Source organism: Microbacterium sp. KRD172, assembly GCF_017168295.1.
GTDB lineage: Bacteria > Actinomycetota > Actinomycetes > Actinomycetales > Microbacteriaceae > Microbacterium > Microbacterium profundi.
The window spans coordinates 62,681-85,963 of the sequence record NZ_JABFAS010000002.1; the positions used below are offsets into that span (position 1 = coordinate 62,681).

General features: G+C 64.0%; 26 protein-coding genes. 21 read left to right on the plus strand and 5 right to left on the minus strand.

What is annotated here, in order from left to right; translation table 11 throughout:
* Nucleotides 1-411 precede the first annotated feature (411 nt).
* Entirely contained in the window at nt 412-1,581 is a 1,170-nt protein-coding gene (locus J1M43_RS00360; protein WP_241245161.1) for a DNA cytosine methyltransferase, read from the minus strand.
* Between the two features lie 137 nt (nt 1,582-1,718).
* Here J1M43_RS00360 and J1M43_RS00365 point away from each other — a divergent pair, with 137 nt between their 5' ends.
* Nucleotides 1,719-2,129, plus strand: coding sequence for a very short patch repair endonuclease (locus J1M43_RS00365; protein WP_206475331.1), 411 nt, complete (start codon nt 1,719-1,721; stop codon nt 2,127-2,129).
* 69 nt (nt 2,130-2,198) lie between these two features.
* Nucleotides 2,199-2,435, plus strand: coding sequence for a hypothetical protein (locus tag J1M43_RS00370; RefSeq protein WP_206475333.1), 237 nt, complete (start codon nt 2,199-2,201; stop codon nt 2,433-2,435).
* 153 nt (nt 2,436-2,588) lie between these two features.
* Here the strand turns inward: J1M43_RS00370 and J1M43_RS00375 are convergent, their stop codons facing one another.
* The gene (locus J1M43_RS00375) at nt 2,589-3,452 is read right to left on the minus strand and encodes an NAD(P)H-binding protein (RefSeq protein ID WP_206475334.1); all 864 of its coding nucleotides are present in this window, start codon (nt 3,450-3,452) and stop codon (nt 2,589-2,591) included.
* 82 nt (nt 3,453-3,534) lie between these two features.
* On the opposite strand from J1M43_RS00375, the gene J1M43_RS00380 reads away from it, so the two are divergent.
* The 4 genes from J1M43_RS00380 (at nt 3,535) to J1M43_RS00395 (ending at nt 5,820) form a co-directional block, all read left to right on the plus strand.
* Nucleotides 3,535-4,263: a WYL domain-containing protein gene (locus J1M43_RS00380; RefSeq protein ID WP_307823186.1), complete on the plus strand. Its 729-nt coding sequence runs from the start codon at nt 3,535-3,537 to the stop codon at nt 4,261-4,263.
* Between the two features lie 134 nt (nt 4,264-4,397).
* Nucleotides 4,398-4,883, plus strand: a complete 486-nt coding sequence (locus tag J1M43_RS00385) for a pyridoxamine 5'-phosphate oxidase family protein (protein ID WP_206475337.1) — start codon at nt 4,398-4,400, stop codon at nt 4,881-4,883.
* A 48-nt stretch (nt 4,884-4,931) separates the two neighbouring features.
* Nucleotides 4,932-5,102 (plus strand): hypothetical protein, encoded by a 171-nt coding sequence (locus J1M43_RS00390; protein ID WP_206475339.1) that lies wholly within the window; start codon nt 4,932-4,934, stop codon nt 5,100-5,102.
* A 313-nt stretch (nt 5,103-5,415) separates the two neighbouring features.
* Nucleotides 5,416-5,820, plus strand: a complete 405-nt coding sequence (locus tag J1M43_RS00395; RefSeq protein WP_206475341.1) for a hypothetical protein — start codon at nt 5,416-5,418, stop codon at nt 5,818-5,820.
* Between the two features lie 153 nt (nt 5,821-5,973).
* Here the strand turns inward: J1M43_RS00395 and J1M43_RS00400 are convergent, their stop codons facing one another.
* Nucleotides 5,974-6,753 carry an SDR family oxidoreductase gene (locus J1M43_RS00400; RefSeq protein WP_206475343.1) on the minus strand — a complete coding sequence of 260 codons (780 nt, stop codon included), beginning with the start codon at nt 6,751-6,753 and terminating at the stop codon, nt 5,974-5,976.
* Nucleotides 6,750-7,568 carry a 5-dehydro-4-deoxy-D-glucuronate isomerase gene (kduI, locus tag J1M43_RS00405; RefSeq protein ID WP_206475345.1) on the minus strand — a complete coding sequence of 273 codons (819 nt, stop codon included), beginning with the start codon at nt 7,566-7,568 and terminating at the stop codon, nt 6,750-6,752. The genes J1M43_RS00400 and kduI (J1M43_RS00405) overlap by 4 nt, the downstream gene beginning before the upstream one ends.
* Nucleotides 7,569-7,726: 158 nt before the next feature.
* Between kduI (J1M43_RS00405) and J1M43_RS00410 the strand changes: the two genes are divergently transcribed.
* From J1M43_RS00410 to J1M43_RS16600, 9 genes are all read left to right on the plus strand, one after another.
* Nucleotides 7,727-9,025: a sugar ABC transporter substrate-binding protein gene (locus J1M43_RS00410; protein WP_241245264.1), complete on the plus strand. Its 1,299-nt coding sequence runs from the start codon at nt 7,727-7,729 to the stop codon at nt 9,023-9,025.
* An 11-nt stretch (nt 9,026-9,036) separates the two neighbouring features.
* Nucleotides 9,037-9,945: a carbohydrate ABC transporter permease gene (locus J1M43_RS00415; protein WP_206475347.1), complete on the plus strand. Its 909-nt coding sequence runs from the start codon at nt 9,037-9,039 to the stop codon at nt 9,943-9,945.
* Nucleotides 9,942-10,823: a carbohydrate ABC transporter permease gene (locus J1M43_RS00420; protein WP_206475348.1), complete on the plus strand. Its 882-nt coding sequence runs from the start codon at nt 9,942-9,944 to the stop codon at nt 10,821-10,823. The genes J1M43_RS00415 and J1M43_RS00420 overlap by 4 nt, the downstream gene beginning before the upstream one ends.
* Nucleotides 10,824-10,915: 92 nt before the next feature.
* On the plus strand, nt 10,916-13,648 hold the full coding sequence (locus J1M43_RS00425; RefSeq protein WP_206475349.1) for a hypothetical protein: 2,733 nt from the start codon (nt 10,916-10,918) through the stop codon (nt 13,646-13,648).
* A gap of 49 nt (nt 13,649-13,697) precedes the next feature.
* Nucleotides 13,698-14,774, plus strand: coding sequence for a glycoside hydrolase family 88 protein (locus tag J1M43_RS00430; protein ID WP_206475350.1), 1,077 nt, complete (start codon nt 13,698-13,700; stop codon nt 14,772-14,774).
* Nucleotides 14,771-15,607 carry a 5-dehydro-4-deoxy-D-glucuronate isomerase gene (kduI, locus tag J1M43_RS00435; protein ID WP_206475351.1) on the plus strand — a complete coding sequence of 279 codons (837 nt, stop codon included), beginning with the start codon at nt 14,771-14,773 and terminating at the stop codon, nt 15,605-15,607. The genes J1M43_RS00430 and kduI (J1M43_RS00435) overlap by 4 nt, the downstream gene beginning before the upstream one ends.
* Before the next feature lie 22 nt (nt 15,608-15,629).
* On the plus strand, nt 15,630-16,406 hold the full coding sequence (locus tag J1M43_RS00440) for an IclR family transcriptional regulator (protein WP_206475352.1): 777 nt from the start codon (nt 15,630-15,632) through the stop codon (nt 16,404-16,406).
* A 381-nt stretch (nt 16,407-16,787) separates the two neighbouring features.
* Nucleotides 16,788-17,117 (plus strand): DNA/RNA helicase domain-containing protein, encoded by a 330-nt coding sequence (locus J1M43_RS00445; protein ID WP_241245162.1) that lies wholly within the window; start codon nt 16,788-16,790, stop codon nt 17,115-17,117.
* A gap of 6 nt (nt 17,118-17,123) precedes the next feature.
* Nucleotides 17,124-17,315 (plus strand): hypothetical protein, encoded by a 192-nt coding sequence (locus J1M43_RS16600; RefSeq protein ID WP_241245163.1) that lies wholly within the window; start codon nt 17,124-17,126, stop codon nt 17,313-17,315.
* A gap of 167 nt (nt 17,316-17,482) precedes the next feature.
* Here J1M43_RS16600 and J1M43_RS00450 read toward each other — a convergent pair whose 3' ends face one another.
* The gene (locus tag J1M43_RS00450; RefSeq protein WP_241245164.1) at nt 17,483-18,103 is read right to left on the minus strand and encodes a cupin domain-containing protein; all 621 of its coding nucleotides are present in this window, start codon (nt 18,101-18,103) and stop codon (nt 17,483-17,485) included.
* 177 nt (nt 18,104-18,280) lie between these two features.
* Between J1M43_RS00450 and J1M43_RS00455 the strand changes: the two genes are divergently transcribed.
* From J1M43_RS00455 to J1M43_RS00480, 6 genes are all read left to right on the plus strand, one after another.
* A complete protein-coding gene (locus tag J1M43_RS00455) occupies nt 18,281-19,225 on the plus strand; it encodes a zinc-binding dehydrogenase (RefSeq protein ID WP_033105472.1) in 945 nt (314 codons plus the stop codon).
* A 204-nt stretch (nt 19,226-19,429) separates the two neighbouring features.
* Nucleotides 19,430-20,392 (plus strand): alpha/beta hydrolase fold domain-containing protein, encoded by a 963-nt coding sequence (locus tag J1M43_RS00460; protein ID WP_206475353.1) that lies wholly within the window; start codon nt 19,430-19,432, stop codon nt 20,390-20,392.
* Between the two features lie 189 nt (nt 20,393-20,581).
* Nucleotides 20,582-21,499 (plus strand): hypothetical protein, encoded by a 918-nt coding sequence (locus J1M43_RS00465; RefSeq protein WP_033105473.1) that lies wholly within the window; start codon nt 20,582-20,584, stop codon nt 21,497-21,499.
* Nucleotides 21,474-22,214: an HIRAN domain-containing protein gene (locus J1M43_RS00470; RefSeq protein WP_052166805.1), complete on the plus strand. Its 741-nt coding sequence runs from the start codon at nt 21,474-21,476 to the stop codon at nt 22,212-22,214. The genes J1M43_RS00465 and J1M43_RS00470 overlap by 26 nt, the downstream gene beginning before the upstream one ends.
* Before the next feature lie 306 nt (nt 22,215-22,520).
* Nucleotides 22,521-23,006, plus strand: a complete 486-nt coding sequence (locus J1M43_RS00475) for a pyridoxamine 5'-phosphate oxidase family protein (protein WP_033106388.1) — start codon at nt 22,521-22,523, stop codon at nt 23,004-23,006.
* A gap of 49 nt (nt 23,007-23,055) precedes the next feature.
* Nucleotides 23,056-23,226, plus strand: a complete 171-nt coding sequence (locus J1M43_RS00480) for a hypothetical protein (protein ID WP_206475355.1) — start codon at nt 23,056-23,058, stop codon at nt 23,224-23,226.
* Nucleotides 23,227-23,283 lie beyond the last annotated feature (57 nt).

Here is a 23,283-nt window from a genome sequence, read left to right on the forward strand (position 1 = left end):
CGACCGAGACCCCGTTGGCCTCGGCTGACAGCCATCCTCACGGTCCAACCGCCCCCGGCGCTACCAGACCAACCCACGAGTGCTACCAGAACGACCCACCCGCGCTACCGAACGACTCGGCTAAACAATGAAGATTCAACGAAACGTTTGGACGGATATTCTTCGTGACTCACGCGGATCCGGAATCCTTAGCCCGACGGATCTCGGCATAATTCAAACGGTGGCCGGCGGAAATGTGCCGTCGGATCGACAGGCAGCACGCGCATGGCGCGTGCTGGAGCGATGCGTGGATGAGGGACTGATCACGATTGCGGATCTGTCCTGATTGCGTTGAAATCTCGCGAGAACCATCGACATCATCAGAACGGCGCGAGCCTTGCATCGATCGACCGGCGGTCCGGGCGCTATATGTCAGACGGCGACGCTTGTTCCTGAACGGAGCATCTTCTGCAGATCCACGTTCGCCTCGATCGACGGGTAGTCCACCCCGGCGAACGAACGGAAGAGTGCCGTGAAGATCGCTTCCGCCCCCTTGACCGGGACGGCCATCCCGACCTGCTTCCGGACGCTCTCCTTACCGCCTTGGAATACGAACTCGTCAGGGAATGATTGCAATCGCGCCCGCTCGCGATTGGTGAGAGCTCGGTTCTGCACCCAGTGATACATGTGCGAACCGCCGCCGCCACCGCCGGTGACCGTATACGCAGGCTTCTGTGCTTCAAGCCGCTTATAGGTCGTACTGATTGTCGTCCGGGTCTTGATCTTCAAGCGCTCGGGCATGATCTCGAGTGCGCGCGGGGAGAAAGCGTGCTCTCCGGGTAGCAGGTAGCTCAGTCGTTCAACAACGGTCGGGGATTGCCTGGTGTACTCGTGATTCGGTGCACCGACAGGAATGCGGGGAACAGTCAGGGCAGTCCCGACGGAAACATCGTCATCGACGTGCATGGCCGGGGACGGGACGCGGAAAACGGTATCGAGGTCTTCACGGATTCCAACAATGACAATCCGCTGCCGCCGTTGCGGAACACCGTACTCATCGAAGGAATAAAGGTGTGGCACGAGACGGTAGCGCAACCCTGGTACAGGCTCCTGGAGATGTGCCAGTATCTGCTTGAAAGCTTCTCCTTCGTTCGCCCCTCGGAGCCCCGAGACGTTCTCCGCAACGAACCACTTCGGCACCTTCGTCGCGAGCACTTTCACACCGTACGTGTACAAAGGTCCGAACTCGCCGTCGAGCCCCTTCCACTCGCCCACCAGGCTGTAGTCGTTGCAGGGGAACCCGAAAGCAAAACCCTCGATGGGACCCAACGCCTCGATGTCCAGGTCGTGCACATTCTGATGAACGATGCCACCACCGTCGAGCGGAAGCTCGCCAGCCGTTTCGACCACCTCGGCTTCCTCACCGTAAGCCGGAACGAGGATGTTCTCGCGATAGGTTCTGCAGGTATCGCGGTCATAGTCGTTAGCCCATGCGTGCCGGAGCTCGACGCCTTCGACAGCAGCCGCAGCCCGCCGCGCCCCCAGCGCCATGCCCCCGGGACCGCTAAACAGCTCGCCCATTCGGAACTGGTACTCGGACAAATTTGCTCCTAAACAGTTGACTCTTCTTCAGCAGCTTACCGCGATTCCACCGCCCCAGCAGCTCAGCCGCGCCCGTCGCGACATTCTCGAAGATTAGTTCTAAGCTCTGACATGCTAGTTCGACGTATGCTCGTCACATGTCGTGGGCAAGCACAGAGGGCGTCCGGCGCTCGATGCAGTCCAACCGACGGCGGGACACCAAGCCCGAACTCGCTATTCGGGCGCTCCTCCACGCTGCGGGCCTCCGGTACCGCGTCGACTTCGCGCCGTTAGGCGGACGCAGGCGCGCGGACATCGTCTTCACACGAGCCAAGATCGCCGTCTTCGTCGACGGTTGCTTCTGGCATGGGTGCCCCCTCCACGCCACGCTCCCCAAGCACAACAGCAACTACTGGGTTCCGAAGCTCCAACGGAACATCGACCGAGATCGCGACACCGACGAGCAGTTGCGTTCCGCCGGATGGACCGTCTTCAGGTGCTGGGAGCACGAATCACCGACTGAGGTCGCAGATCGGATCAAACGACTCGTAAACAGGCGTGCGGTGTGAGCACGCGATCCGAGTCTGCATCCAGCGCGCCATCGTCCTCATCTATCCAGGCGGCGCTATGTTGATGCTGTGGCACGGATACGAAGATTCATCCAGGGCGACCGCGAGGTTAAAGCGCCGCGATCCGAAGTGGACGCCTACGTGCAGATGGTGCAAGACGCGGACGGCGAGCTCTTGCTCTATCTGTACAACTACGCGGCGAGCGGCCCTCAGTTCGGGGCGTCTCCAACCCAGAGCACTCATTTCGATCGCGACGCTGCAAAGGCCTTTAAGAAGATACTCGAGGACGCATTCGGTCCGCTCTGATCTGACGACGCCTCTGCTACCGTCGCTCCCAATCCGACCACCCCGACGCAGGAAGCCCTCCGCACCACCCGGAGTCGGGCCAGCATCGAGGTAGCCCGAGCGACAGGCTCCATCGATGGACGGATGAGCCCGACCAGCTGGCGGCGAAGACCGTCACCCCGCCAGCTCCTCCCGCACCCACGCCCGCAACATCGTCGGAGTGGTCGTCACCACCGACCGCTCCTGCTCGGGCGTGAAGTCATCGCGCAGTCCGGTCGACATCCCCAGCACGGCATCCGCCATCGCCGCCGGCATCCGGGCATCGACGTACTGCTGCCGCATCTCCTCATCCGCGATCCTTTCGACGACCACATCTCGCCCGAGCTCCTGCGTCAGGATCCCGGCGACCTGCGACCAGCTCAGGTCTTCAGGTCCGTGCACAGCCTGCACGCGATGTCCCGTCCACTCACGATTGAGCAGCGTCAGGGCGGCCACCTCGGCGATATCACGGGGCGCCACCCAAGCCATCGGCGCATCGATCGGCAGTACCGTCTGCATCTTCCCCGACTTCAACGACTCGACGTCGAGCAGCAGGTTGGTGAAGAAGTAGCCGCACCGCAGGTGAGTGACGTCGATGTCGAGACCGTCCAGCGCGACCTCGGTCGCCGCGAGCCCGTCGATCTCACCGGCGCCGTGGCGCTTCTCGGCGCCGATGCTGCTCTGGAAGACGACCCGAACGATACCGTTCTCGGCGACCGCACGCACGAGAGCCTCCGTGGCGCGGGCGTAATCGGCGAGCGGATCCTCCGTCATGACAGACGGATCGACCCAGTAGATAGCATTCACACCGCGAGTCGCGTCCACGACCTCGTCGGCATTCTGCGAGTCCGCACGCGCCACATCGACGTAGGGGATCAGCTCCGCGGAGATCTCCTCCGGGTGCCGCGTGAGCAGCAACGGCCGGACGCCTGAGCGCACCAGCATCCGCGTGAGGTGGTGTCCGACATTGCCGTTGGGTGTGGTGACAGCGATTCGCATGGTGAGTCCTTTCGTGTGTGACTGGCCACGTTAGAACCAGATGCGGCCTGTTTTTGGCCGCATCCTCGGCGATCATGGGATCGTGGACTCGCCATCGAATCGCACCCTAGGTCTGCTGTCGCTGCTCCAGGCAGGCGGCGATTGGAGCGTTGCTGCGCTCGCTGAGCGACTGGAAGTGAGCCAGCGAACCGTGCGACGAGACGCCCAACGACTGCGGGAGCTCGGGTACGACGTGCAGTCCAGACCGGGTCCGGGAGCCGGATATCAACTGCGCCCGGGGACGAAGATCCCCCCGCTACTCCTCAGCGCTGACGAGGTCGCCACGATCATCACGAGCCTGCTCGTGCTCGAGACGTGGAGCCCCGATGACCCGACGGCATCCGTCGCCCGCTCGAAGCTCGAGCAGACATTGCCGCCCGCCCTGCGCCGACGCGCGGCCGCCACCGCGATCTCGACCCAGATCCTGCAGGAGCCGCCCGCACCCGTGGACTGGGCGATCGTCGGCATCCTGTCCGATGCGGTCGCCCAGGGTGCACGCGTCGGCTTCGAATACACCGATCAGTCCAGGCGGCAATCCGCGCGCGTGGTCGAGCCGCACCGCCACTTCCTGCGGGACCGGCAGTGGTATGTCGTCGGCTTCGATCTCGACCGAGGCGATTGGCGCCTGTTCCGACTGGACCGGATGCAGTCGACCAGCATCCTCCCGGGCGCGCATTCGCCCCGCGAGTTTCCGTTCGCGTCGATCGAGAGCTGGTTGGCGAGCGACTTCGGCCGGACCAGCTCACCAGCCGATGGAGCCACGAATCGCTGAACACCCCCATGGCAACGTTCGGAGATCACCCCGCCATATCCCTGACACGCGTCGCTTTCAACCCCGTTCCCACGAATGCGCAGACAGCGCATCATTGGCTGCGACAGATGGAACGGAAGAGAAAGGTGAACGCCATGACTGACGCCACGGACGATCGCGCGAAGGTCGCAGAACTCGTCAAGAAGTTCCGATTCGCGATGTTCGTCACCCGCCACACCGACGGCACGCTCGTCGCGCACCCGCTCACAGTGCAGGAAGCGGAGTTCGACGGCGACCTGTGGTTCCTCGTCTCGAAGAACTCCTCGCCGATCAGAGATCTCGCCGCTGACTCGCACGCCAACGTCTCGCTCAGCTCGAATGACGCCTGGGTCTCGCTTTCGGGCACGGCACGACTCATCGAGGACCGCGAGAAGATCGACGAGCTGTGGAACCCAGTCGTCGAGGCCTGGTTCCCCGATGGTCCGGACGACCCCGCTGTCGGCGTGCTCAAGTTCAGCGCGGACTCGGCCGAGTACTGGGACACCCCGGGCGGAAAGATCGCCACAGCATTCAGCTTCGTGAAGTCGAAGATCACCGGGGAGCGCTACGACGGCGGCGAAAGCGGCAAAGTGGATCTCTGACCCCGGCGGGCGCGACGAGCGCAGGCTGCCACAAACGAAGGAGCCTCCATGAGTTCCCCCGAGGACCAGCCACACCGGAAGCACATACCCGGCCCGACCGAGGCCACCGTGCCGGAGATCGAACTTGACGAGAACATCGCGCCCCGCCCCGAGGAGGAAGTCGCTGACCTGCTCCGGGCAGAACCCGACGTCGAGGATCACAGCCAGCATAAGGAGTGAGCCTGCACGCAAGCCGAGTGGTCACCTTCGATCCAGGATGCGACCCGACCTGGTCGCATCAGCATTTCGACGACATTGGGGCGGGCCCGCCCCGACTGGTCTGGTGTCGCTCATCGCTACGCTGTCCCCCGTGATGAGTTTCTCGAAACGGGACCTGCCCGAAGCTCTGAGATGATCGAGCCGGATCTTGCAAGACGACTCACTTCCGACGAGATCAGCGCGTTGTAGCGCGAGGCACATGCGATGCACATCGACGGCATCACGGTCAGTTTATGAACTTCCATCTTCGCGCCGTCGTCCCGGCGACCCGATCGTGTCAGAGCTGCTCACTCCGGACGAGCGATGGCATATCAACACCACCAAATTGCGAAAGGACGCGCTCTGGCAACTGCTGATCGGGCTTATCTCACTGGCGACGGGTCAGGCGTTCCTTTCGGCCGGAGCCGGGATCGCACAGATCCGCAGCATCGCAGAAACAATCACCCGATTGGGCTCGGATGAGGGAGATGTCGCAGGGACTCTCGTGCGACTGATGCAGGAGTTTGACGGCCCAGTGCCGCGCGAGCGTTTGGAAGCGGCGTACCGTCATGATCCCGATCGTGACGGCGCCACGATAGATGGTTCGGCGCCCATCGACGCTCCTGCGGTCATCAACCGATTGATCGACAAGAAGGTCATCGTCGTCGCGGCCGACGGCAGCCTGACGATCCCGTTCTGACCGAGCGATTCCTCGCCAGTGATCGAGGGTCAGACCGATGACTGGGGTTCGTCCGTGAGCGCCGGTTCGACCGCGTTCGCCATGGCTTCATGGTCGTCGACGGGGACTGATCAGGACAAGCAGACAGCCGAACACCTCCGGGGCGAGAGCGCGTCAGCGCGACAGCCAGCCGCCGTCGACCACTAGGACATGTCCGTTGACGTACGCGGCATCCGGGCCGCTGAGGAAAGCCACCGCGCCGGCTATATCGCTCGCCTCGGCCCAACGCCCAGCGGGGATACGCGCACGGATCTCGCGCTCGCGTTCTTCGTCCTCCCTGAGAGCCGCCGTGTTGTCTGTACGCACGTAGCCAGGGGCGACGCAGTTCACGGTGACGCCGTGGGCGGCCCATTCGTTGGCAAGGGTCTTGGTCATGCCGACGCTGGCATGTTTACTGGCGGCGTACGAGACGACATTGATGCCGCCCTGAAATGAGAGCAGTGAAGCGATCGTGACGATGCGTCCGTAGCCACGTGAGACCATCCCGGCGCCGATCGCCTGTGTGAGCGCCCACGGCGAGTTCAGGTTGACATCGAGCACGCGCCGCCAATCACTGCGATCGTGGTCCACGGCAGGCTCACGATGGATAATGCCTGCGTTGTTGACGAGGATATCGATCGGTTCGCGCGCAGCGACTTCGGCGCCGATCCGGTACGCCTCATCGACATCGGAGAGGTCGCACGTGACAGTCGATACGGCGTGTCCCTCGCTCCGAAGCGCCTCGGCGCCGCGTTCCACAGAGGCACGACCGAGCAGTACGAGCTCAGCTCCGCGCTGTGCGAGCGATCGCGCGCAGGCAAGCCCGATACCACTGCCCGCGCCGGTGACAAGTGCGCGCCGGCCGCGGAGCGGAGCTCCGATATCGTCTTGCTCTGCGACCACGGGGCCGCTCATCGCAGCTCCAACGGGGCGACGGCGACCACGTCGGCATAGTCGATATTCTCGCCCGCCATAGCCCAGACGAAACTGTAAGCGCCCGTCGCGGAACCGGAATGAATCGACCATGGCGGCGAAATCACAGCATCCTTGTCGTGCAGCAGCAGGTGCCGGGTGTCGTCGGGTCGCCCCATGAGATGCACGAGCGGGTTGTCGCCGAGCCCGTCATAAAGGTAGATCTCGGTACGGCGACTGTGAGTGTGCGCAGGCATCGTGTTCCACACCGATCCCGGCTCGAGCGTCGTGATGCCGAGTACGAGCTGATTCGACGCTATTCCGTCCGCGTGGATGTATTTGCGAATAGTCCGGTCGTTCGCTCCCTCGGCCGACCCGAGGCGAATCGCCTCGACGCCCTCTCGTGTGGCCAACGCAGCCTCACCCTCCGCGTGGGCAGGGGCCGAGACTACGTAGAGGACACCTCGGCCACCGACGCGGACATCGCGCGTGCCCTTGGGCAGGTACAACACGTCGTGCCGGCCTACGAAAAACTCGCCCGCAGAACTCGTGACACAGATGTCTCCATCGAGACCGACCAAACCCAGCTCTCGCCGATCTAGAAGCTGCGGCGTGTTCAGCTCGAGTGGGGCATCGAGAGGAATCTCTTCGTCATCGAGCACCACCCCTCCTACTAGGAGCCTGTCGTCATGGGAATACGCGAAGGTGAACGCGCCGCTCTCGAAGAGACGGGGCACCACAAATCGTTCGCGCAGCTCCGCCCCGTTCAGGATGCTGAGCTCTTGGGGGTGCGTGCTCCACAGCTCCGTGAATGACATCGACGCCTGCTCCGTTCAGTTTCAGTTGCGTTAAGTTTTCCACTCAGCAGAAAGAGTTTCCTATCCATTGGAATACTAGGTCAGAATGCTGATGGTTGTCATCTGCTTCGACTAATCACGTCACCCGCTCACCGAATCAAGGAGGATCCGTGGCACTTATGCGAAAGCGCACTCTCGCTGCGCTGGCTCTCAGCGCATCCGCGCTGCTCATCGCTGGTTGCGCACCAGGCCAGATCGAAGACGACTCGCCGCAGCCTGTCCAGACGGTTGACCCTGCGGACTTCGCCGGGAAATCCCTGACGTACATGTACTTCACCGACGGTCCGGATGAGGAAGCGACTCGTCAACTCATCGCGGAGTTCGAGGACAAGTACGACGTCACGGTCGAACTCGAGATCCTGCCATACGCCGACCTCGTCACCTCGACGCTCAACCGTCTTTCGGGCGGCAACGCACCCGACGTCGCTCGCCTGACCGGCCTAACGGACTTCCGCGACGATCTGCTCGTACTCGACCCATACCTGGGTGACGCCTACTCCGACGAGTTCCTTCCCGGGCCCTTGCAGGCGGTCGAGAACGCGGACGACGAGATGATCGCCGTCCCGAGCGACCTCACGATGAACGGCCCCTTCATCAACGTCGAGCTCTTCGAGCAAGCGGGTGTCGATATCCCCGAGAAGTGGACCTGGGAAGAGATGCTCACCGCCGCGAAGGAAGTCAAGGAGAAGACCGGCACGCCATACGCGTTCGCGATGGACAAGTCCGGCCACCGCCTCTCGACAATCCTCAGCCAGTACGGCACGTACATGCTGGACGCCGACGGGAACGCCCTCGACATCGACAAGGCAGAGCAGGCACTGCAGCCACTCGTGGACCTGATGGCGGACGGTGACATGCCGGCTGACTTCTGGCTCGGATCGGGTTCTCGCTATGCGGGTGCCAACGAGATCTTCCTCGCCGGCGAGACGCCGATCTACCTGTCGGGCAACTGGCAGGTCGCGCAGTTCGCGGCAGACGCCTCGTTCGATTGGGCTGTTGCGCCGAACCCGTGCGAGGCGGAGTGCGGCGGCTTCCCCGGCGGCAAATTCATGGCCGCGTTCCAGCAGTCGGAGAACCCCGCGCTGGCCGCCGAGTTCATCCGATTCATGAACGACACGGAGAATCAGGAGACGTTTGTCACGACCGCCGGAGCGCTGCCAACCAGGGTCGACCTGTCAGAGAGCGGAGTCACCTATCCCGACGAGAAGACTCAGGCGACGATGGACGTATTCCTCGCCGACTTGCTGGTCACCCCCGACGAGGGCTTCGCGGCCAACGCCAACCCGGCGTTCTCACCCTCGGCCACCGAGCTCGTCGAGTCGCTTTCGACGGTTGTGGCCGGCCAGGTCGATCTGAACACGGCGCTCACGTCTCTGAGCGAGGCGATCGACGCACTCGTCGCCGAACTCGGCTCGTGACTACGACGACCATGACCACCACCCGTCCGCCGCTCACGCGGTGGACGGGTGGTGGTTGGGGCATGAAGGTGGCTCCGTACCTGTTCCTCATTCCGAACATGGTGATCTTCGCCATCTTCACGATCTATCCGGCGCTCAACGGCTTCAACATGTCGCTGTACGAGTCGAACAACGGACGCACGTTCCGGTGGGTGGGCCTCGAGAACTATCGCAATATCCTCACCGATGCCGAGTTCTGGGAAGTGGTGCGCAACACGGCCATCTTCGCCATCGCGTTCGTCGTGTTGGGAACAGCTGTCGCGCTGGCGGCAGCCGCGCTGGTGAATGCCCAGCGACGTGGCAAGACCTTTTTCCGTGCGGTGTTCTTCATCCCCGTCCTCATGTCGCCTGTTGTCGTCGGCCTCATGTGGAACTGGATGTTGGAACGGCAGAACGGCATCGTCAACACGGCACTGAACTGGTTCGGGATCCCCTCGGTCCCGTGGCTGGTCGACGACGCGTGGGCGATGGTCGCCATCATCCTGGTCGGGATCTGGATGCAGATGGGCTTCTACATGCTCATCCTCCTCGCGGGTCTGCAAGCGATCGATCCCGCACTTTACGAGGCCGCGCGCATGGACGGCGCCAACTGGTGGCAGCAGTTCCGCGTGATCACCGTGCCGTTGCTTCAGCCGAGCATCGTGGTCGTGGTCGTCCTCGCGACGATCCACGGGTTCCAGTCCTTCGACTTCATCTGGACCCTCACGGGTGGCGGTCCGGTCGGTGCGACGACCCTCATGGTGCAGTACATCTACGAGAACGGATTCCAGTCACCGATCCGCTACGGCATCGCTACGGCCGGTGGCGTCCTGCTGTTCCTCACTGTCTTCATACTCACGCTCGTCAACTGGCTAATCAGCCGTAGAAGGGAAGCGGTATGAGCGAGACTCGAACGATCATCACCGGCCAGCCGAAGCGCACGTGGACGTCGATCAGTGCCGGGACCGTGCGAGTCTCCGACGTCCTGCGCGTTGTGGTGCTCGTCGGCGGCTCATTGGCGTGCCTCGTGCCCCTGCTATGGATGTTCCTCGGGTCGTTCAAGACTCCGACGGAGCTTGCGCAACGCCCGCCGACGCTTCTGCCGGAGTCCTGGCTGCCGATCAACTACATCGAGGCGCTGAGTCGCTTCAATTTCCTTCAGTACCTCACCAACAGCGTGATCGTGACGGTCGTTGCGACAGCGCTCACGCTCGTCATCAATGCGATGGCGGCATATGCGCTGGCGAAGTACAACTTCCGTGGCAAAACGCTCCTGTTCCTGCTCACACTCGCGACCATCATGATTCCGCTCCAGGTGATTCTCATCCCCGTGTATCAGGTGGTGGCATCGCTCGGACTCGTCAACACCCTGTGGGGCATGATCATCCCGGCCGCGGCGACTCCCACTGGCGTGTTCCTGCTGCGGCAGTACATGCTCTCGATTCCGGACGAGCTCATCGAGGCCGCCCGCGTCGATGGTGCGGGTGAGTTCCGCACGTTCGCACAGATCGTCATCCCCTTGTGCACGCCAGCGCTGGCTGTCGTCGCAATCTTCTCGGTCATGTGGCGGTGGAGCGACTTTCTCTGGCCGCTCGTCATCGCGCAGAGCGAGTCGGTCTACACCCTGCCGGTTGCCCTCGCGCGCTTCAATGCGGAACTGACCGTGCCGTTCAACCTCATCCTCGCAATGGGTGTGGTCTCGACGATCCCCGTTCTGGTGATCTTCCTCTTCTTCCAGAGGCAGATCGCGACGGGAATCGCCAATACGGGCATTAAGTAGCACCCCGTCCATCCCGCAGAACCTGACCAGAAGATCCAGACAATAAAGGCATGATGTCCCATCTCCTCGCCCCTTCTGGGCGCACAGTACACGTGACCGATCCCGACGGCACCGTCCGCGACTGGCTCGTATCCCCGGCCTGGGCACTGCCGTGCGAAGACCTCGGAGACTTCCTTCCCGCAGACGGCGAGCCCTGGGGGGAAGGTCGTCGCTTCTCGGACGGAGCGCCGAGCGCCGAAGACGGCCGTTGGGTCCTCACGCAAGGCCCCGACGTCGGTCCCTTCAAGGAACGACTGCTCGGCGCGCAAGCGTTGGATCTCGATCAGGCCCTGCCTGCGATCTCCGAGGGCGCACGGATCACCTGGACGGCATTCGACACGGTGCACGAAGGCTCATGGCGGCGAGTGCGCGCCGGATGGGACGGCTACCTCGACTGGTCGGCGTTCTGCTTCACCCCGGAGTATCGTGCCTCAATCGCGAGCACGGTGCTCGAGGTCGATCAGGCAGAGTGGCGCACATTCGAGGTCCACACCACCGGACCTTTCGCCCTGTGGGTCGACGGCGAACTCGTGCTGCGCGGCGGCACCGTGTCGTACATGGAACCCGAGGTTTCCAGCATGCGGCTGCGGCTGCACTCCCGCACGACGACGGTGCACCTCGCGACCTGGCAAGCGGCGTTCCGCGAAGTGCGGCACATCGCACGCCTGCGCGTGATCGGACTTCCGGTGCGCGTCGTCATCCCCTCGCCGGGGGCAGATGAGACAGCCGCTCGCCTCGCGGATGGCGTGCTCGGGCGAGTCGGCTCCCCCAGTTGGGCGCAGGAGCGTGCGACCGCGAGTCTCACGGCTCCCGCCAGCGTCCGACTGCGGATACGCGTCGGCGACGGTGCATGGCAGCAGGTGCAAGCAGATTCCCGCGGTCTGGCCGAGTACTCGCTCTTCGGCGCGATCGAGGCAGAGGACGAGGGTGCCGATGTCGCACGGTCAGCCGGCGCGTCGATGCTGTCCACCGGAGAGTCGATCATCGAAGTCGGAGTGGCGGATCAGCGGTGCCCGCAGACGGTGCGTCTGCGGGTCGCGTCTCTCCCCCAGGACAGCCGCCTGACGAGCGAGGGCTCGCCCGACTCGTGGCGACAGGATGTCCTTGAACACGTCGGGGCTGACGGCAACGATGTGCGCGAGGTCGGCGTCGCGGGGGTCCTTGCGCGCTTCGCGCTGGATCCGTCAACGACAGTTGTGCCGAACGACCTCGCCTCGGCGCGCCACCGTGTCGTGACCCGCGGCGACTGCGCGGACTTCGAGGTGATCGCGCTGCTGCTCGCCTGGCACTGGATACCCGCCGAGCAATGGGCCCCTGGACTCCGCGACGAGATCCAGGCGGAGCTGACCTCGATGAAGTACTGGATCACGCAGTCGGGTCTGGATGCCATGTGCTACTTCACCGAGAACCATCAGTTCGTCTGGCACGTGGCCGAGACCCTGGCCGGCGAGGCGTTCCCCGACGCGCACTTCGACGTCGACGGTCGCACCGGACGCGAACACGCTGCCGAGGCGCGCGCCCGAGCAGCGGCGTGGCTCACCCGCAAACTCGAGGGCGGATTCAGCGAGTTCGACTCCAACGCCTACTTGGCGATCGACTCGTACGCGCTGGCAGCCCTGATCGAGCTCGCCACAGATCAGCGCCTCACCCTTCCGGCGACGACCCTGCTCGACAAGACGCTGGTCAGCCTCACGAGCAACTCCTGGCGTGGAGTGCATGGTGCGGCGCACGGCCGGTCCTATGTGCACACTCTTCGCAGCAGCCGATACGAGGAGACCTCGCCGCTGCTGCGCCTGATCGGCGGTGTCGGGACGCTGAACGACGCGGTGCTGCCGGTGACGGCGCTCGCGATGGCTCAGAAGTACACGATCCCCGCTGTCGTCCGCGAACTCGCACGCACCGAACCCGAGGAGTGGAACGGCCGTCAGGTCTACCGGGGAGCGCTGGCCTTCGAGCGCGATCTTCTCGCACGCCCCTACCGCTCCGACCTGCGCATCCATCGCACACCCGATGTGATGCTCGCGAGTGTGCAGGACTACCGTTCGGGCCTGCCAGGGCTCCAGGAGCACCTGTGGGGCGCCACTCTGGGCCGGGAGTTGCAGGTATTCGTCACTCATCCAGCCAACGCCGACACCGGTTCAGCGGCGCGCCCCAACGGGTGGGCGGGACACCGCGTGCTGGGGAGAGTCCATCAGCACCGCAACGCACTGGTCCACGTACAGCGGTTCACCTCGACCGACCCGAGAAAGAGCACCCATCTCTGGTTCCCCACAGTCCAGTTCGATGAGATCGTGCAGCATGGCGATTGGCTGTTCGGACGCCGCGGTGACGGGTACGTCGTCGTGGCCGCGGAAGGCGGGCTGCGTGCCATTACCACCGGTGACACTGCACAGCAGGAGTGGATTCCGGCAGCGCACGGCGCATCGTGGATCGCGGCGATCGGACGCCGCGCCGTCGATGGGGAATTCGCTGCATGGGTCGAGCGTCTCACCTCGGGGCATATCGAATGGAACCCGCTCGGTGACCACGATCCGGGGGTGCGATGGGAGAGAGTGAGCGATCCGTCGCTCGAGCTGACATTCGACGGTCCATTCCTCATCGATGGTCTGCCCGCCGGATTCGAGGACGGTCACATCGAGGAGGAGCCGCACCTGGCCAATCCCGCCGTGACGCTCCGGTTCGGAGAAGCGGAAGCTATCGTAAATTGGGCCGGCCAGTCTCTACGGCTTGCGATCGCTGAGGCAATTGATTCGGCTAAGGAGGTGGCAGCCGAACATGGCCGGTGAGGATCTCTCGTCATCGGAGCGCGCCGCTCCCCTTCGTCAACCGCTCACATTGCCCGAGTTTGAACAGCAGCAAAGCGCGCTGGAGGACGTACTGCAGGAGGCGACGGCCGCACAGGGAATGCATCGTTGGTTCTGGGGAGAGGGCGTCTGCCTCCTCGCCTCTCACCGCCTCGCCGTCTCGCGCGGAAAACAGACTCCGGCGTGGGTCAACGGGTTCTTCGAGCCTTACATGACAGCAGCCCCCATGCTCGAGCACGTCAACAACCTTGCGCCCGGAGCCGCGCTGGCGGAGCTATATCGGAACGATCCAAACGATCGCCGACTCGCGCTCCTGCGGGATTGCCTCTCGTGGTATCAGTCGGCGCCCGAAGCCACCCGCGCGCCCAACGGCGCACTCGAGCACTGGCCTGGCGGCGTCTGGGCCGACACGGTGTACATGGCCGGTCAATTTCTTCTGCGCATGGGGTCGGTGCTCGATCGCCCCGATCTCGTCGACGAGGCAGTGTCGCAGTGGTTGCGTCACGCCGAGCTTCTGCAGCATCCGCAGAACCATCTTCTCGTGCACGGCACGCATGGTGGCGCGCGGATCGACTGTCACTGGGGCCGCGCGAACGCATGGTTCGCGCTCGTCGGCGCCGACCTGCTCGCCGCTACCGGCGACGAACAGGTCGAGCGACGCCTGGTCGCCCTGCTCAAGGCCGTGGCCACGGTGCAGCCCAGCCACGGCGTCTGGGACGTGCTGGTCGATTCCGTCCCGGAGGTCCGCGGACTCATCGAGACCTCCGCCGCAGCAGGGCTCGGCGCGGCGCTCCTGAGGACCGCCGCGACGCTCGGACCTCAACGGCTCGGAGCCGACGCATACGCGCAGCTCTTCGAAGCGGGCGAGCGCGCCGTGCTCGGCTCGATGGCCTATGTCGATGCAGGCATCCTCACCCGTGTCAGCGCCGGGACCATCCTGCAGCTCATTCCATTCGGCTACTCCGTCATCCGCGACGACCGTTCCCAGCCGTGGGGACAAGGGCTCGCGATGGAGGCGCTCGCCGCGTGGCGTGAAACCCATCCGACGGACCGGTCGCGCCGCGCCGTAAGTACGATGAACGAATCAGAGAAGGACCCCACCCCATGACTGTCGAGACTCGATACGCGCACAACCCGGTTGCCGTCGCCGCGATGGACACGGCGGGGCTGCGCGCAGCATTCGTCGCAGATGATCTGTTCGTCCCTGGTACGGCGCGAGGCGTCTACCTGCATTACGATCGCATCCTCGCCTTCGGCATCGTCCCTACCACCGAGCCTGTCGCGTTGCCGACTCCCGACCAAGTCCGCGCGCAGCACGTACTCCAGCGGCGTGAAGCCGGCATCCTGAACGTCGGTGCGCCAGGTGTCGTCCGCGCGGACGGTACCGAGTTCTCCGTCGGACACGGTGAAGCGGTGTACCTCGGCCGTGGCGCACAGGACGTCTCCTTCCGCTCCGATGGTCCCGCCGACCCCGCTGCCTTCTACGTGTTCACTGCCGTCGCGCACACGCAGTTTCCTCATGCCCTCATCACGCGCGAAAACATGAACATCGTCGAGCTCGGCTCGGCCGAGGACTCGAACCGACGCACGCTGCACCAGTGCATCATCGAGAGTCGCACCCCGAGCGCGAACATCGCTTTCGGCTTCACCACGGTGCATGCTGGAAGTGTGTGGAACACGATGCCGCCGCACACGCATGACCGGCGTACGGAATGCTATCTCTACTTCGACCTCGCCGAGCAGGATCGGGTTTTCCACGTGCTCGGGCTCCCTGACCAGACCCGGCATGTCGTCCTCGGCAATCGACAGCTCGTGGCCTCGCCCAGTTGGTCAGTGCACTTCGGGGCCGGGACAGGTTCGTACAGCTTCGTCTGGGCGACTGCGGGAGAGAACGCCGCCTACGATGACATGGATCACGTCTCAGTTGCTGACCTCCAGTGAACCCTCGAGAGCAGGAGAACCGATGACCGACGGCGACGCGCCCCGATCCGCACTCGCGAAGGGGCTCGCGTTGCTCGAAGCAGTGTTGTCGAACGAACGGCTGTCCGATCTGTCGAAGGCGACCGACCTGTCGTTCAGCACGGCACACCGCGTGCTCAACGAACTGGTCGCCACGGGCTGGGTGTTCCAAGATGAAGACAAGCACTATCTCCCAGGACGTCGCATGCACGCAATCGCCGGGCTGCTGCGCGAAGACGGTGAGATCGGTCGCGTTGCCCGTCCGCACCTTGAGGTGCTGCGCCGTGCCAGTGGGATGACAGTGCACTTCGGTCTGATAAAGGGCGACAGTGTCATGTACGCCGCCAAGCTCGACGGGCTCGGCTCATACCGGATGCGATCCCGCGTCGGAGGCATGGTGCCCCTTCACTCGACCTCCATCGGCAAAGCGTTCCTGGCGACGGTGTCGGACGCGCGCGTCGCCGAAATCGTCAAGCGCACCGGGATGGAGCGGGTCGCCGACGCGACGCATACGACCATCGCTACGCTGCTCGACGATCTCCGCTCCACTCGCCAGCGCGGCTGGGCCATCGACAACGGAGAAAACGAGGACAATCTCCGGTGCGTGGGCGCTCCGGTCTTCGACGCCTCCGGCGCCAGCATCGGCGGCGTGAGCGTCTCCGCCCTCGAGTTCGAGATGCCGTTACCCCGACTGCGGGAGGTCGCTGAGCACGTCACCCGCGCAGGTCACGACATCAGCGACGCGCTCGGATACTCCGCAGCCACCGATACCGCCGAATGAGCGCACCAGCGTGTTCTATTGTCTCGGTAGCTCACGACGGACGGCTAAGTTGCCCTGCACACGCCCATGAAAGCCGGGACGAACGGCGGATCGAATGCGTGTGACAGACATAAGAGTGCAACGCTCGACCTGAGGGGCGGAGACTGTCAACCACGGGGTCGGGGACCTGGGCAAGCGCGGCCGCGAGCGACGACACGGGCGCGTCGAGCGGGATGTGCGTGGCGTCTACGGCGTGGATCAGCGAAGATAGCATTCGGGACTCCTGTCATCCGGGGTGGTGAACAAACACCGGATTAACAGCTCCTAACACCCTGCTACCGTCACTCACATGCCCTCCCCGGCAACGCTGCAGGCCCTCCGCACCTTCGTCGCGGAGCGGGAATGGAACCAGTTTCACTCCCCGGAGAACCTCGCGAAGAGCATCTACTCGCCGATGATCAGGCGATCGCCATCGAGGACATCATCGAGGGCCTGCTGGCCGATCTCCGGCATCCGGATGCCCGCTCCACCCTCGTCGTGCAGGGCGACCCCGGCACCGGCAAGACGATCGTCGCGATCTTCCTCATGAAGCTGCTCGCCGACATCCGCGACTTCCAGGATCACGACGACGTCGAACCCGACTCGATGTTCGCGGAGTTCTTCAGCCCCGAGAACCGCGACCTGCTCGCCGATCTGAAGATGGCGCTCGTGATCCCGCAGCAGTCACTGTGACAGTCGGTGAAGAAGGTGTTCAAGAAGACGCCCAAGCTCGACCCGTCGATGGTGCTGACCCCGTTGCAGGTCGGGGAGTCGGATGCCCTGTTCGACTTGATCCTCGTCGATGAGACCCACCTTGGGCCGTATCGTGCGAGGCATCCGAGGGTATGGAAAGCGGATGTGAGCGTCGACGATCGAGTTGTCCGTCACTAATCAGGTCACGACGGTTCGTATCTGGGTCATGCGGCGATCGCGATCGAGCTGGCGCGGGTGCTCGGCTCTACGGGTGAGACGCGGGTGCTGATCGATCTCACCCGCGGGTTGCCGTGGCGCGGCATCCGCACTGGCCACGGGTCCAAAGTCTCGCGCGCACGCGCGCGCTATTTCGACCAGGGCATCGGGCGTTCTCGGTCGAGCTCGCCGTCGCGGCCGATCTCACCGAGGGTCGATCCTCCTGCGCGGACGCACAGCCAGCGCAGGGGTTCGGAGCTGTCTGCTGCCGCGTGCCACGCCCGCCATGTTCCTGTTCCGACACGAACGATCGTGCCGGGTTCGATGTCGACGACCTCATCATCCAGTGCGAGCTGCCCGCGACCGGTGAGGAAGACGTACAGCTCTTCGTGCTGCGAATGCGTGTGCCATAACGATGCTTCCGAACCGGCGGCATTCGAGTTCACGGACAGGCCGAGATACTTCGTGGCGAGATCCTTCTCCACGAAGAGCTTTCCCGGTGCCGCACCCTCGATTTCGTCCCAGGAGTCGAGGCCGCCGACCTGCACCACATCAAAGTCAGTCATGGCGCCACCATACAGGCATGGCTGAAGCCACTCGTCTCGACCGAACGCCCCGCGCAGCACCAGGTACACCACGACGGCGACGACCACGACGACCAGCAGCTTCACGACGAACCAGAGAACGTTGAACAGCAGACTGGCCAACGTCCACGCGATGATCACCGCGATGACGACGCCGACGATGGTCCAGATGGTGCTCTTGTTCATGATCCAGCGTCGCGCCCGGTCGCGAAGGTCTCGGGCTCCCCGGCGCGTGAATATTCCTTTCATATGCATATTCTGCTCGCGGCGAACCCCGTCCCTCATGTGCGCTCCAGTGCCTACCCTGGAAGGACGAGGGAGCCCGAAACCCCCGCTCCCGAAACGCAGTTCTAAGGAGTTTCCATGCGCGCATGGCAGTTCGTTGGCACACACAAGCCGTTTGAGCGAGTCGACATCGAAGAACCGACGGCCGGACCCGGCAAGGTCGTCGTCGATGTGAAGGCGGCGGGTCTTTGCCACTCCGACGTCGGCATCCTCGAGGACGAGAAGTGGCTGTCCTCAATGAAGGAGCTTCCCGTCGTCCCCGGCCACGAGACTGCAGGCATCATCAGCGAGGTCGGCGAAGGCGTGACCGACTGGAAGGTCGGCGACCGCGTCGCCGTCTGGCCCATGCTCGGCCAGGGCTACACCGTCAATGGCGCCTGGGAAGACCGCACCGAAGTCACCAGCGATGCACTGGTCGCCATCCCCGATGAGGTCAGCTTCAACCAGGCTGCGGCGGCCACCGACGCGGGCATGACCTCGGTCGGCGCCCTCTCGACCGCCGGTGTCGAAGCGGGCATGAAGGTCGGCGTGATCGGCTTCGGTGGCCTCGGCCAGATCGGTGCCCGAGTCGCTTACCTGCGCGGCGCTGAGGTCTACGTCGCCGAGGTCAACGAGTCGATCTGGGACCGCGCCCGCGAAGCCGGCGCCGTGAAGGTCGCCAAATCGATCACCGAATTCACCGACGTCGAGCTCGACGTCATCATCGACTACGCCGGATTCGGTGTCACCACCGCAGACGCTCTCAAGACCGTAAAGTCCTCCGGCGGCGGACGCGTCGTGCAGGTCGGCATGGGCAAGCTCGAATCGACCATCGACACCTACTCGCTCATCCTCGGCCGCAAGCAGCTGCACGGCTCGATGGGCGGCAGCAAGGATGACATCGAAGAGACCATGCGCTTCATGGCCTCGGGCAAGCTGACGCCGACGATCACCGAGATCGACTTCGAGGAGATTCCCGCCGGAATCCAGCAGCTCACCGACGGCACTGTCGTCGGACGCCTGGTCGCGAAGGTCGCCGACTGACTCACCTGCTCCCCGGGGCCCGCACGGCCTCGGGAGCCTCTTCGGCTCAGAAGGACAACCCGCCGGATGCTCCGCGGCTGAAGACCATACTGGCCTCGGGTGCCCCGCTGACCTGGGTCGTGGCGGGCGACTCGACGACCCTCGGGCTCTTCCACACGCGCGGCGCGCGCCGCCGCCGTCGTCACGTCGGGTGGAGGATTATCGATGCAGCACGCACCGCCCCTGATCCCGGTCCGAGAGGATCCGATGTCGAAGTCTCCGTATCACCCTGAGCTCGCGCTCGCGCGCTTCGTGCCGAACGTACCGTCCGGTCCGCGGATGGTGAAGCTCATACGAAAGGCGAAGCCGCGCGGCATCGATCCCGGCCCCGACGTTACCGTGCAAGAGATCGTGATCTCTCCGACGGTCTCGATTCGCCTGTTCCGTCCTGCCGTCACCGTCGGTCCGGTTCCCGCGATGCTGTGGATGCACGGCGGCGGCCACCTGTTCGGCACGCCCGAGCAGGACGACCGCAGCAGCATCGCCTTCGTCAGGAAACTCGGCATCGCCGTAGCGGCAGCGCGTTACCGCCTCGGCTCGGATGCTCCGGCACCGGCCTCGGTCGAGGACTGCTACGCCGCACTCCAGACGCTCGCGACCCGCGGTGCAGACTGGGGCATCGACCAGACGCGGCTCGCCATCGGCGGAGCAAGCGCCGGTGGAGGCGTCGCTGCAGGTCTCGCTCTGTACGCGCTCGACCAGGGCGGAGTGCAGCCCGAGTTCCAGCTGCTGGTCTACCCGATGCTCGACGACCGCACGGTCCTCAGGTCGCACGCTGACGCGAAGTACCACCGCGGCTGGAACACCAAGAACAACCGACACGGTTGGACCACCTACACCGGCGGCGAACCAGGACGGCCCGGAGTCTCCCCCTACGCGGCCCCTGCGCGCCGAGAAGACCTCACCGGTCTCCCGCCGGCGTGGATCGGGGTAGGAGCGATCGACCTCTTCCATGACGAAGACGCCGAGTACGCGCGACGGCTCGACGCGGCCGGCGTGCCCTGTGAGCTGTACGTCGTTCCCGGCGCGACGCACGGGTTCGATCAGATGTTCACCAAGACCGAAGTCGTGAAGGACTTCTGGCGGCAGCAGGTGAACGCGCTTCGCAGCGTGGGGTTCACGGCGTAGCCACGGGCGCGCTCGCGCGATCGCCCCAGCGGGCAACTGACATCGACCGCCACGACCGTCGCATCCATGAGGTTCCCCCTCAAGGCGAAGCCGCGGATGTCATGGTCGCCGCGCTCACGTCCGCGGCGGGTCCTCAGTGCAAATGCTGTTCAGTCGGCCGAAGTCCCCGGCAAGCGATAGCGTCTTACCATGTCTCCGACCTGGGATCCTGTCGAGCTCAACATGTCTGACCTGGACATCGACGATCCGGAAGAACAGATGGGATCGAAGGACAAGAACTGGATACGAATTGCCCGCGACGATCGCCGCTGGCTCGTCAAGATCGCCCGCACCGACGTTCGCGACGGAACGGTCAGCGGAGAGGATTGGGCGGAGTGGATCGTTCAGCACGTCGCCGCCCAGCTCGGAATGCCGACTGCCGAAGTGCGACCTGCGATCTTTGACGGCAATCGCGCAACCGCTTCGCGGTCGATGTTGCACGATGAATCAGAGCGTCTCACTCACGGCAACGAACTCCTCAGCGCCCGCTTCGAGGACTATGAGCAGAGCATTCGCGGGGAGAATCCTGGCTACACACTTTCGGCGATCGAAGTCGCGCTCGCAGGCATCCCGGGTCCGCGTGAGTTCGGCGAGCCATTCGATGCATACGACACCTTCGCGGGCTACCTCCTCTGCGACGCACTCGTTTCAGGCCGTGACCGTCACCATGAGAACTGGGGAGCGATCCGACGTGGAGGCGAACGCTGGCTTGCGCCATCCTTCGATCACGGGAACGCGTTAGGTTTTCAAGAACGCGATGACCGCCGCGCACGAATGCTGGCCGACGAGTCACACCTCTCACGCTGGCTCGGACGCGGAACCAGTCCGCATTTCGTTGGACGTCCTTTGCTGACTGATGTTGCGATGTCAGCACTCGAGCGTGCCTCGCCAGAGGCACGGGTGTACTGGTGGGAACGCCTCGACGCATTTGACCTGGAAACCGCCGAGGCTGTCATCGATCTGGTCCCCAGTGACGTAATGTCTGATGTATCACGTAGGTTTGTGTCTTCCCTGCTTTACACAAATCGAAGGAGGTTGCTCGATGGCTACCGAACTCCTGGGTTCTGATCAGATCGATCTCACGGCGAGCCGCCGCGCACTGATCCTCGTGTGGCAGAATCCCGAAACTCGTCGATTTTCGAAGGTTGGTCAGATCGACGCCCTTCCCCATGCGCGCATCGCATTCCACTACCTCCCCGACGCAGCTAACGTTGACGGGTTCGTGCATTTGGATGAGTTCCCGAGTTTCGATGGGGTCTACGTTTCGGACGAGATCCCAGCGTTCTTCGCGAACCGCATTCTGTCAGCCGATCGCCGTGGGTACGACAAGTATCTGGGCTGGCTTGGTCTGTCCGAATACTCGGCGAATGACATCCCTTTTGAAGTCCTCGCCCGCACGGGCGCTGGCCGCGCCACCGACACTTTTCACGTCGTCGATATGCCGGTGGATGACGACGATCGCTTCTCGAGCCGATTCTTCATCTCAGGTATCCGGTACTCGCCCGATGCTGACGCGGCAATCAGCACCATTCGGGATGGCGCCGATCTCGTGCTCGAGCTGGACGAGTCCAACGAGGCGAACCCGAAAGCCGTACTGATTGACACCGTTGAAGGCACCAAGCTCGGATATGTCCCGGACTGGCTGTGCGGGGATGTGCACGCGCTCGTGAAATCTGGCTGGACTCTTCGGGCAGTTGCAGAGCGAGTGAATGCAGACGCGCCCGCGCACGTCCGTGTGCTCTGCCGCGTTGAAGCGAACCGCAACTTCGAACGCCGCAAGTGAGGACGGTCGGTGCGGTACCCCCGACCATCGAAAAGCCACGACTGAGCTCTCGCGCCAGGCGTGGCTTCTCTTATCCAGGCGGAGTACCAACCTCAGAATCCGGCGCGCAACCTGGGTCCATCCGAGGGCGGCGTCCCGAGGTCAATCAGACTGCCGCGGCCACGAGACCCGGGTATCGCCTGATACGCGACCGCCTGCGGCTGTCCCTATCCCGGGATCGACTTGCTAATCAACCCCGTTCCCACGAAGGCAAGGGCGGAGCATCGTTGACTGCGACAGATGGAACGGAAGAGAAAGGTGAACGCCATGACTGACGCCACGGATGATCGCACGAAGGTCGCAGAACTCGTCAAGAAGTTCCGATTCGCGATGTTCGTCACCCGCCACACCGACGGCACGCTCGTCGCGCACCCGCTCACGGTGCAGGAGGCGGAGTTCGACGGCGACCTGTGGTTCCTCGTTTCGAAGAACTCGTCGCCGATCAGGGATCTCGCCGCTGACTCGCAAGCCAACGTCTCGCTCAGTTCGAATGACGCGTGGGTCTCGCTTTCGGGCACGGCACGACTCGTCGAGGACCGCGAGAAGATCGACGAGCTGTGGAACCCAGTCGTCGAGGCCTGGTTCCCCGATGGTCCGGACGACCCCGCTGTCGGCGTGCTCAAGTTCAGCGCGGACTCGGCCGAGTACTGGGACAGTCCGGGCGGGAAGATCGCCACCGCGTTCAGCTTCGTGAAGTCGAAGATCACCGGGGAGCGCTACGACGGCGGCGAAAGCGGCAAGGTGGATCTCTGAGCCTGACGGGCACGACGTCCACAGGCTGCCACAGAACGAAGGAGCCGCCATGAATTCGCACGACGACCACCCACACCGGAAGCACATCCCCGGCCCGAGCGAGGCCGCCGTGCCGGAGATCGAGCTCGACGAGAACATCGCGCCCCGCCCGGAGGAGGAAGTCGCTGACCTGCTCCGGGCAGAACCCGACGTCGAGGATCACAGCCGGCATCCCGCCTGACCCTGCGCCAGGGCAACAGGCTGCTCGCCACCTACAACGTCAACACGTTCGATAATG